Genomic DNA, 10,499 nt, shown 5'->3' with positions numbered 1-10,499 from the left:
CCTTCCCGAACTCAGAAGTGAAACCTCTTAGCGCTGATGGTAGTGTGGGGTTACCCATGTGAGAGTAAGTCATCGCCAGCTCATTATTCGAAACACCCCCTGATACGTCAGGGGGTGTTTTTTTATGCAAGGAGAAAAAAGAAAAAAGGAAAAGAACGTTATAAAAGTAGAAAAAGCTAAAGCACAAAAATAGGAAAACGAGAGATATTAAAAAAGAATGAGGCTAAACAGCGCTAAAAATTTACATCAAGGTGAGCCTATATTCTTTATAGTGAAGTTCAGTCTCCAAGGTATAAAAACAATAGGATGTACATATGCTCCAAGATCTTGATGAAGTCTCTATTTTAGAGATATTGCAGCAACGCTTTGAGGAAAATATGCAGCGTCATCCAGAATTACTTTGGGATTATGTTAAAAAACAATTGATAGCACAGCCCTCAAAACTACAAATTTTAATCGAAATGGAAAAAACAGGCGGTGAGCCAGATATTGTGATGCTGAATCAGCAATCTAATGACCTGATATTTTATGATTGCAGCTTAGAGTCGCCAAAGTTTAGAAGAAACTTGTGCTATGACCGTGATGCCTTGGAGAATCGGAAGGATCATCCCCCGAAAAATAACGTTATAGACATGGTTCGAGACATCGGTGCTGAGCTACTGACGGAAGAAGACTATCGAGCGATACAGCAAGTTTTTCATTTCGATTTAAAGACTTCGAGCTGGATTGTGACGCCAGCGGATATTCGGCAAAAGGGCGGGGCACTGTTTTGTGATCGACGTTATGATCATGTATTTAGCTACCATAATGGCGCGCAGTCATATTATGCGTCTCGTGGATTTCGCTGTAAGCTGGTGATCGCTTAATCTCAGTGCTATAAATGTTTTTAAAACAATCAAGTGCGTTAAAGCGAGCTTTTCTAAAGATGTAATTGCGTTTGTTTTTTAGACATTTAAAATTTTTCTAAACTAAAGATAGAAATAAATGATGGTGTGTCGTTCTGAAGTTTAATGAAAGAATAGAAGAATTAGGCCTGAAAATAAGGGTATTATTATTTAAAAAAATCAGTTAAATAATCATATATTGATAATGTTTAATAATTAAACTAAAGCATGAAAAATAACACAATTAACATGTACTTATAAGCGACTAGATTTATTAAACATACGTCTAATATCCCTAGAAAACACTGTTCCGTATATTCCGTGGCTGTTGAATTTTACTTAAAAATTCAATGAATGTTATGGACAAGTACTCATGGGAGATGAGAACGATGACAACGGAAAAAATAGACATAAATTCTGTAGTCGATAAGGCTAAATTTACCCCGTTCCACTTCAATGTAGTGGCTTGGTGCTTATTGATTATTTTATTTGATGGCTACGATTTAGCGATTAATGGCGTGGTTTTACCATTATTGATGCAAGACTGGGGCTTAAGTGCAATGCAAGCGGGGATGCTTGCCAGTACTGCGCTCGCAGGCATGATGTTTGGTGCCATGTTCTTTGGTTCTTTAGCGGATAAGATTGGCCGTAAAAAAGTCATTATGATCTGTATCGTTTTATTTAGTGGTTTGACCTTTGCCGGTGGTTTTGCGTCGAATCCAACAGAATTTGGTATTTTGCGTTTCTTGGCTGGTTTAGGGATTGGCGGTGTAATGCCTAACCTTGTGGCTTTAACGTCTGAATACGCGCCGCAGAAGATGCGTAGCACACTGGTAACGACGATGTTTAGTGGTTATGCAGTCGGTGGTGTGATGGCGGCACTTTTAGGTTCATGGTTCACCCCTGACTTTGGTTGGCAAATCATGTTCTTTATTGCGGGTATTCCACTTTTCCTTTTACCTGTGATTTGGAGATTTTTACCAGAATCTTTGGCATTTATGGTGAAAGAAAACAAACAGGAAAAAGCCCGCAGTATCGTGAAGCGCTTAGCACCTGAAGTGAAAGTGACTGAAAATACAGTGTTCACTTTGCCTCAAGAAAGCGTGCCTGAAGCTGCTAACGTGGTGAGTTTATTCCGCCGTGGTCGTGCCGTAAATACATTATTGTTTTGGGTGGCGTTCTTTACGTGCCTATTGACCATGTATGCGCTAAGCAGCTGGTTACCAAAACTGATGATGGCAGCCGGTTATTCTATGGATAACAGCTTAATGTTTATGATGGTCATGAACGTGGGCGCAGTTGTGGGTATTGTTGGCGGTGGTATTTTGGCTGACCGTTTCCATTTAAAACCTGTGCTGATGGTTTTGGGTATGATGGGCGCGATTGTGATGAGCTTGATGGGCTTCCAATCAAATCAGTTCTTGCTATACATTTTGGTGTTCTTGGCAGGTGCTGCATCTATTGGTTCGCAAATGCTGCTGTACAGCTATGTGGCGCAGTATTACCCACTTGCTGTACGTTCGACGGGTATTGGTTGGTCTTCTGCAATTGGTCGTATGGGCGCGATTGTAGGGCCGATTCTGATTGGTGGTTTGCTCGGTATGAACTTACCTGCGCATTTCAACTTTATGGCGGTGGGTTTACCTGTACTGATTACTGCGATCGCGGTTGCATTGATCATGCATGAAAACGACAGTGATAAAATTGATGTTAAAGAGGCATCTACAGCGAAAGCCTAAGTTGTGATTCTTTAAAAAGAAAAGCCTCCGAAAGGGGGCTTTTTATGCTCTAATAGAAATGATATTTAGAATATTTAAAATTATGACAAAAGAAAGATGTTTAGAAAAAATGAAATACGTCCGTGATGCCTTTTGGTTTAGTTTAGGTGCTTACGGATTAGCAGTAAAAGAACCAACAAGCCGTTATTTGAGTAATTATAATTTAACAGTATCAGATAAAGAAATATATGTCTTAAGCGGAAATGAAGTAGCTGCTACAGATTGGCTTTTATATAATATTAATTTTTCAAATACTTTAGACAATGGTTCAGCAAAAATGTTTGTTAAACAAACATTTTACTACATGATTTTAGAAACTTTCGAAGCTGCCAAAAGTTATGCTTTTGAAAATAATAAATCTGATCATTTTAGGTCACAAGAATGGTATGCCTTTGCAAGGCATCTTAGAAATGCAATTGGTCATAATGGTGTATGGTCTATAAAAGGAATTCCTAATGATTTGCCTACTACTTTTAGGAATAAAACTATTGATTTGAGTTTTAACGGTCAAGAGCTAGGCGACTTTATTGGTTGGGTATATGGATTACAATTGTGTGCGACAATTCAACTGTGGGTTGGAGAGAGTTAATATTTTGTTGTGTTGTTAATTATTTGGTTTTAATTAATCTAATATCTAACTAAGCCCTTATTAATACTATTGTGAGAAAAATATGAACTTTAATTCTATCTCCCCAATCCCTGAAGACGATGAAGAACTGCATCTGCCTGAGCTAGTGTACTGGGCATCTTTAGGTGAACTGGCTGAAGTCGATAAATCTTTGGCAAATGGCATAGACGTAAACTCTGCCGATGAAGAAGGCTACAGCGCACTGCATGCAGCCGCAGAAAACGGCTATTTAGACGTAGTGAAGCTATTGGTAGTCAAAGGTGCAGATGTAAAGCACAAAACCCAATATACCGCTTTAGAACTTGCAGAAATGGCAGGTCATGATGATGTTGTGGCTTATTTGAAAAGTCTCTAAGTTCGATCGCGGAAAATCATGATCGTGAAATCCTCCAGCTGAATCTGGGGGATTTTTTTAAAGGGTCGTAAATAATCAATAGATAGAAAAAGAAAACCCCGACATCCTGTCGGGGTTTTCTTCGTATTTCGTGTTCTAGATACAACTCCTTGTCATATCTCACGTCCTGATGCAGAAACTTATTGTTATTGTTTTATGTTTCGGAAACTTCCTGTCTCCTGATAACTGTAGATTAGGCCTGTTTCATAAACTTGGAAAGCCGCAATTTTCTGCATGTCATGTAAGCCAAAACGTACAAAATTATTCTGTTACCTTTCCAAAGAAAAATCATCTGATTAATTGATTAGAATCAAATGATTATAAAAGGGAAGGGAACAGTAAATGAAACAATGCATACAATATTTTCGAACGCCTAGCCTGATCGTTGGCATCTTGATGACAGCCGCATGCCATGCGGAAAACACCACAACTACAGCACAAGATCAAACACCAAGCCAAACTCAAAATTCTGCACAAGTCCAGCAAGAACAGCGCTTTAAAATACAAAAAATCGCTCAATTCAATGAGCCTTGGGCCATCCAGCCGCTCTCAGACGGCCGTATATTGCTGACTGAAAGAAAAGGTCAGCTAATTATCTTTAATCCGCAAAACCAGCAGAAAATACAGGTGAAAAACCTTCCCAAAGTTGCCTATGGCGGACAAGGCGGCTTAGGTGATATTGCACTTGATCCGCAGTTTGAAAAAAATCATCAGATATATCTGAGCTATGCAGAAGCAGGACAGGGCGGTTATGGCGCTGTCATCGAAAAAGCCACATTAAACCCAAATGAAGCTGCGCCAAGTTTAAAACAGCGAAAAATCATTTGGAGGCAAATTCCAAAAGTAGAAGGTCAAGGCCATTATTCACACCGTATGCAATTTGGCGCAGATGGAAAATTATGGGTGAGTTCGGGCGAACGTCAGAAGTTTGATCCTGCACAAGATCTGCAGTCAAATTTGGGTAAAGTGCTGCGCTTAAATAGTGATGGAACGCCTGCTGCAGATAATCCATTTCAGACCCAAGGCGAAGTTGCCAAGCAAGTGTGGAGCTTCGGGCACCGTAACCCTTTAGGCATGGCATTTGATGCAAAACAGCAGCTTTGGGTGGCCGAAATGGGCCCGAAAGGCGGTGATGAGTTAAATCTTGTGCAGCGTGCGAAAAACTATGGCTATCCACATGTGTCGAATGGCGATCATTATGATGATCAACCGATTCCTGATCATCTTACACGGCCTGAATTTGAAGCGCCTGCCATCAGCTGGACACCGGTGATTTCACCGTCGAGTTTGATGTTCTACCAAGGGCAAAAGTTCCCCTTGTGGAAAAATAAAGCGCTGATTGGCGGATTGTCGTCTCAAGCAATCGTGATTGTGGACACAGCACATCAACCAGTAACAGAAATCCAGCGCATCGATATGAAACAGCGGATCCGTGGCTTGATTGAGGCCAAAGATGGCGCCATTTGGGGGATTGAGGACGGTGAAAAAGCATGGTTATTCAAAATTGAGCCAAAATAGCGGCTAAAAAATAAACAAAAAATTCAAAAAATAAAAAAAAAGCCCCTACGGGGCTTCTCACATACAGGCCTGCACGAATTTTAAATCCGTCAGCTAAGCCGCATAGTGCTCATCGGCATTAAATGCATTGGCTTGAATTTGAATTAATTTACGATTTCCTTGTTCTCCATTCATTCGCCAATGCGCAATTTTAATATTATCGACGATCGCAACATCACCTTTATGCCACTGCAAAAGCAGGGCATCTTTATACATCGCATCAAAAAATTGCTGCTTTTCGGCATCGCTCCATTCAATTTGTTGACCTTCTGGCGTGTAAATTTCCCAAGTCAGTTGCATGCCGTCCGCTGTCGAATCGATTTCAATCTCCCCGCGATTTTCAAAGCAATTTTTGGCCGCCTGATGGGCAAATGGATTGGTATTATTAGCAAAAGCCCACGGCTGAATCACATGCTTTTTCGTATCGGGGTGATGAATCACCAGTGGCGAACGCTGCAAGGTCAGTTTGGCTTTTTTATCTTGTCGAATCTCTAGACTAAACGGGCTCTTTTTCAGCAATAATCGGTCAAATAGCCCCACCTCGCGCGCCGAGACATAAGAAAAATGGTTCCATGCACCAAGATATTTTTCCTGTAGATGTTTCGGAAAATTCTCCCAAATCTGCTCTAAGTTATTAAATCCTGTTTCTGCCAAATACGTCGAAGGTTCCTGACAAAATAAGGCGATATAACGCGAGCGTTCTGAGCGCACACCACCTTCAACATGTGGGCCTTGTACCGAGTTTTCGACTGGACCCAATTGCACTGTGTTGCGATCGATATAACGACGGTAGTCGCCTGCGCCGAGCAATTTCTCGCTGTATTTTCGCATCCAAGATGCAACCCAGCTGGGCATGTTGGGGTTAAATGCATTCCATGGCGTAAACTGAAAATATTGTTCAATCAGTTGGTTAAATTGTTCGGGTTGCTCGATGTTAAAACCACGAAACAGTAAGATGCCATTTTCATGGATTTGTTGTAAAAGCTCTTGTCGATGCGCGCCAATATATTGTGCAAGATCTTGCGGGCTATTGTGTTCTGGAGCGGCATAAAAAATGCGGGTAAAACTATTCAGTTGTTGCTGTTGCAATTGCATAGGTCATTCTCTAATTTTTTAATTCAATTTTTATTGTTGTCGCCTAATCCCTAAGCGCTGACAGTTCGAGCTGCTGAACTCGCAGCCGTTATTCTGTCTAAATTCTCTGCCGATTATAAGTACAGTTTTACTGTTGCGATGTAAGTATTGTTGATAAATTGCGATTTTTCGACGAATAGAGTGCGATCTCTGAATGAATGACGACATGAAAAAAGCCCTCGACATCCTATTGCAAAATCAATAAGTATTTGGACACCCATTCTTTTTTAAGTTGGACACTTTAATAAACGTATTCATTAATTTTGCAGTGTCCCTCAGTTGGTAATGTGAATACCATGCCACTCACCAACGAGCTAATACGATTACTTTCAGCCTTACGTTGCTTGGTATTCACCGACAGGGCATAAATGATCATTGTGTCCCGATACATTTTTTCAGGCTCAACTTTATAGTCAATTTCCGCAGCACAAACCATTTTTCTACTAACTTCGTGTGACGCTCTACGATAGACCTCACGATCATCACTAGCCAAAGTCAGCTTTCTTCGTAATTCTTGTGCATACTGCATATATATACGCTAACAAATTCAGGGTTATTCCCATATTTGAGCTTTATGTATCCCTCAATATCATCACGCACACCATTACTATTTGCATCAATCCCACCAATGTTTTTTGTTTTATCTTCATTTTTTAGGAATTTTGATGTTCTCACTTCTTTTAGTGAATTCTGAATACTTAGATTAAGAAGCGAGGAACAGGCCATCAAAAGTATACTTAAGCAACTCAGTGCAATAACCGCTTTTTTCATAGGAATCATTTTACTTTTTTCGTTTAAATTTCGTTTTAGATGCAAAGAGTGTCTGAAAATAAGAGTGTCCAATTAAAAGAAGAATCTGTGTCCAGTACGATATACTATCAAGTGTCCAATTGGGCAAGAATATGCATCCTATCGAGGGCTTTTTAGATTCATTCTAAAGATATGACTCCTGTCATACCGATCAGCGTTCCTGCTGCATGTGCATTATTTATTTTTATTGCAAGACATCCTGTCTTTGTATGTTCCTACTATAGGCGCTTTGCTGTTGAGGCTACAGGCGTAAATACTGCAAGTGCTGTAGGTAAATGCCTACAGCAGAACGCCGCTAAATCCTGCTAGTGTAGTGATTTAAATAACAACAATGAGTTTCGCGCATGCCTGCAACACAAATCGATATACGGATGCAATACAGCATTGAACAAGAACAACAGCTGATAAATGCCGTTTTTGACGCCTTACAACAGAGTTTTCAGTTGCCTCGATATGACCGCAATATACGTTTGCAAGTGCATGCGCCACATCGGTTTCAGGTGTTTGATCATTTGACGCAGCCTGAGCGCTTTACGCATATCACCATTGATTGTTTTGCGGGACGAACCGTAGCAACTAAGCGTAAGTTATATCAATTACTGGTGCAAAATTTGGTGGAATTTGGCATTCCGGCCGACCATATCATCATTACCTTACGTGAAAGCCCTCTAGAAAATTGGGGGATACGAGGTGGTCAAGCCGCTTGTGATGTCGATTTAGGTTTTCAGGTCGATGTTTAGTCTGTGCAAATACATGGAATGTTGCTTTCACATCGCCTAAACGAAAAAAGCCCCGACATCCTGTCGGGGCTTTTTCGGATTCATTCTAGCGGTATAACTCCTGTCCTACCGTTAAGCTTCCTGCTCATTGTCTTATCATTGTTGTTTTATGTTCAGTGACATCCTGTCGCTGTATGACCTTAATATAAAAGTAATCCAATAACGTGAATAGTGTCTATTATCCGCATCTAATGTAAGCCAAAACGTACAACACTTAAATTTTAATTCTGACCGTTCCTTCAAGGCATTGCATAGCAGCTAGGCTCTCGAATGCTAGATCTATGTTTCCAAATCGATCTAAACCGCTTTTAAAACAGCTGGAAGCTGGTTTTGAAGTGACTAAAAGCTTTATCAGCGGTGTTACATATTTTTGCGATTAATTGGTTGAATGGTGAACTAATTTATCAGACATTAAAAATTCATAATGAAAAATATACAGGGAATAAGATCGATGCTAAGAACACTTACACAACAACGGACGACGTCAAAACTTCAGCTCGCATTAGGTTGTGCCATTGCGCTTAGTGCTTCAGCAAATTGGGCAGCATCTCCACAAGAGATTAAGAAAATTGCGGAAAGTCAAAAACACAGTTATTTAGAGACCTTGAAAACCTTGGTCAATATTGAATCTGGCAGTAAAGATATTGAGGGTTTGAATCAAATTGCCAAGGTGGTCGCAGAGCAATTAAAAGCCACAGGGGCTGAGGTGAACGTGATTCAGCCCAAAGACATCATGAAACTCGATGGTGCGCCAGATCAGACAGGGCCGATTGTAAAAGCGGTACTAAAAGGCAAAGGTCAAACGAACATTATGTTGTTGGCGCATAACGATACGGTGTATCAAAAGGGCCAATTACAAGGTCAACCGTTTCGCATAGACGGTAATAAAGCCTATGGCTTGGGTATTTTGGATGACAAGCAAGGTGTTGCTGCAGTGATTCATGTTTTGGATATGCTGAAACAGCTGAAGTACCAAGATTACGGCACCATTACGGTATTAATTAATTCAGATGAAGAAATCAGTTCACCCGGCTCGCGCCAATTGATTATGGATACGGCTCAAAATCAGGATGTTGTCCTCTCCTTTGAAACCGGTGGTTTAGAGGGAAGCTTGATGTTAGCCACCAGTGGGATTGGTGCGGCTTATTTAGATATTAAGGGGCGGGGTTCGCATGCGGGGGTAAAACCTGAAGCAGGGGTCAATGCCTTGACAGAACTGGCTTTTCAGATTCAACAACTGGAAAATCTATCCAATTCGAAAACGGGTTTAAAGCTGAATTGGACTGTTGCGACGGCTGGAAAAACCCGAAATGTGATTCCTGACCATGCGACAGCACAGGCAGATGCTCGTTCTTTAAAACCACAAGATTTTGCTGAGTTGGAAAAAACCTTGAAGCAAAAAGTCAAAACCAAAAAATTGGCGGAAAGTCAGGTCGAAGTTAAATTTGAAGTGCGTCGTCCACCTTTAGAAGCCAGTCCACAAGCCAAAAAATTAGCCGTGATAGCCCAGCAGATTTACACAAACGAATTAAAGCTGCCGATGAAAGTTGAAACGACCGCTTGGGGTGGTGGTACCGATGCCGCTTTTGCTGGGGTTAGTTCGAAAGCCGCGATCATTGAAGGAATCGGCATGTCTGGAGATGGATTACATTCAGATAAAGCAGAATATATTTTGACGGATTCTATCGTACCGCGTTTGTACTTGGTGACGCGTTTAATTGTGGAAAGTTCTAAAAAGTAATCGCATCCGATTGGGTGAGATCTAATGAGCCATTGCCCTGAGTTTGGTTGTGGCTCATGTTAGAGCTATTCTTATGTAGCATTTGAAATGAAAAAAGCCCCGACATCCTGTCGAGGCTTTTTCAGATTCATTCTAGCGGTATAACTCCTGTCCTACCGTAAGCTTCCTGCTTAGTCTTATCATTGTTGTTTTATGTTCAGTGACGTCCTGCCTCTGTATGCTTTAACTTTATCGTGGATGATGCATGGCGTATAGCTGCTATCTGCCGAAAATAATGTAAGCCTGAACTTACAAAAGGCGGCATCTATCACGCGAACGGCAAGAATTAAGCACTCACATATTGCAGTAATTTTTTGAAAATCGCTTTAACCGCTTTGTTGTCAAATTCATTCGGTTCGAATTTATCTGCTTGATTACGCGTGAAAATGTCACGAATTTCAACCACAGCATTACTGTCAATTAAGCCCAATTGGGTTGCCACTTGGCGAATTTGATCAATTGAACGTGAACCATTGGTGCCACCATAGCTAACGTATGCCGCAGGTTTTCCGCCCCATTCTTTACCGAGGTAATCCAACGCATTTTTGAGCGCAGGGCTATAGCCGTGGTTGTATTCAGGGCTAATGAAAATAAATGCGTCGCCTTGCGCGATTTTATCAAATGGAGCGTAAAACTCTGTCCTTCAGGTCAGAGATATAAGCGACACGACATGAAGTGTCGTTTGATTTAACTAAGGACTATTTTCCTTGAGTTTTGATTGTTAATATAAGTACATGAAAACCCTTAAATTACGT

At 40.8% G+C, this 10,499-nt stretch carries 10 protein-coding genes and 1 pseudogene; 7 read left to right on the top strand and 4 right to left on the bottom strand.

The annotated features are described in order from the left end of the window. The first annotated feature begins 314 nt into the window (after positions 1 to 314). The 5 genes from FTU64_RS15730 to FTU64_RS15710 all read left to right on the top strand — a co-directional run bounded on the left by FTU64_RS15730 (position 315) and on the right by FTU64_RS15710 (position 5,202). Complete coding sequence (locus FTU64_RS15730; protein ID WP_180056170.1) at positions 315 to 866, top strand: DUF4256 domain-containing protein; 552 nt, start codon at positions 315 to 317, stop codon at positions 864 to 866. 407 nt (positions 867 to 1,273) lie between these two features. After that, the gene (locus FTU64_RS15725) at positions 1,274 to 2,623 is read left to right on the top strand and encodes an aromatic acid/H+ symport family MFS transporter (protein WP_180022954.1); all 1,350 of its coding nucleotides are present in this window, start codon (positions 1,274 to 1,276) and stop codon (positions 2,621 to 2,623) included. A gap of 82 nt (positions 2,624 to 2,705) precedes the next feature. After that, complete coding sequence (locus FTU64_RS15720) at positions 2,706 to 3,251, top strand: hypothetical protein (protein WP_180022953.1); 546 nt, start codon at positions 2,706 to 2,708, stop codon at positions 3,249 to 3,251. A gap of 82 nt (positions 3,252 to 3,333) precedes the next feature. Further along, positions 3,334 to 3,645 carry an ankyrin repeat domain-containing protein gene (locus FTU64_RS15715; protein WP_180060271.1) on the top strand — a complete coding sequence of 104 codons (312 nt, stop codon included), beginning with the start codon at positions 3,334 to 3,336 and terminating at the stop codon, positions 3,643 to 3,645. A gap of 381 nt (positions 3,646 to 4,026) precedes the next feature. After that, positions 4,027 to 5,202, top strand: coding sequence for a PQQ-dependent sugar dehydrogenase (locus tag FTU64_RS15710; RefSeq protein WP_373886585.1), 1,176 nt, complete (start codon positions 4,027 to 4,029; stop codon positions 5,200 to 5,202). A 93-nt stretch (positions 5,203 to 5,295) separates the two neighbouring features. On the opposite strand, the gene FTU64_RS15705 is transcribed toward FTU64_RS15710, so the two are convergent. The 3 genes from FTU64_RS15705 to FTU64_RS15695 form a co-directional block, all read right to left on the bottom strand. Next, on the bottom strand, positions 5,296 to 6,336 hold the full coding sequence (locus FTU64_RS15705; RefSeq protein WP_180060269.1) for a TauD/TfdA family dioxygenase: 1,041 nt from the start codon (positions 6,334 to 6,336) through the stop codon (positions 5,296 to 5,298). A gap of 280 nt (positions 6,337 to 6,616) precedes the next feature. Further along, positions 6,617 to 6,904, bottom strand: a complete 288-nt coding sequence (locus tag FTU64_RS15700) for a hypothetical protein (RefSeq protein ID WP_180056169.1) — start codon at positions 6,902 to 6,904, stop codon at positions 6,617 to 6,619. Next, entirely contained in the window at positions 6,871 to 7,146 is a 276-nt protein-coding gene (locus FTU64_RS15695) for a hypothetical protein (RefSeq protein ID WP_180060267.1), read from the bottom strand. The genes FTU64_RS15700 and FTU64_RS15695 overlap by 34 nt, the downstream gene beginning before the upstream one ends. 383 nt (positions 7,147 to 7,529) lie before the next feature. On the opposite strand from FTU64_RS15695, the gene FTU64_RS15690 reads away from it, so the two are divergent. Both FTU64_RS15690 and FTU64_RS15685 read left to right on the top strand, forming a co-directional pair. Then, positions 7,530 to 7,925: a tautomerase family protein gene (locus FTU64_RS15690; protein WP_180060265.1), complete on the top strand. Its 396-nt coding sequence runs from the start codon at positions 7,530 to 7,532 to the stop codon at positions 7,923 to 7,925. A gap of 490 nt (positions 7,926 to 8,415) precedes the next feature. Further along, on the top strand, positions 8,416 to 9,705 hold the full coding sequence (locus tag FTU64_RS15685; RefSeq protein ID WP_180060263.1) for a glutamate carboxypeptidase: 1,290 nt from the start codon (positions 8,416 to 8,418) through the stop codon (positions 9,703 to 9,705). 325 nt (positions 9,706 to 10,030) lie between these two features. Here the strand turns inward: FTU64_RS15685 and FTU64_RS15680 are convergent. Next, positions 10,031 to 10,363: pseudogene (locus FTU64_RS15680) on the bottom strand (NADPH-dependent FMN reductase); the annotation flags it as partial. Positions 10,364 to 10,499 lie beyond the last annotated feature (136 nt).

The organism is Acinetobacter sp. YH12128 (assembly GCF_013418655.1).
In the GTDB taxonomy this organism is placed as follows: Bacteria; Pseudomonadota; Gammaproteobacteria; order Pseudomonadales; family Moraxellaceae; genus Acinetobacter; species Acinetobacter amyesii.
The sequence above is the reverse complement of the archived record's forward strand: the minus strand, read 5'-3'. Positions and strand labels throughout refer to the sequence as shown.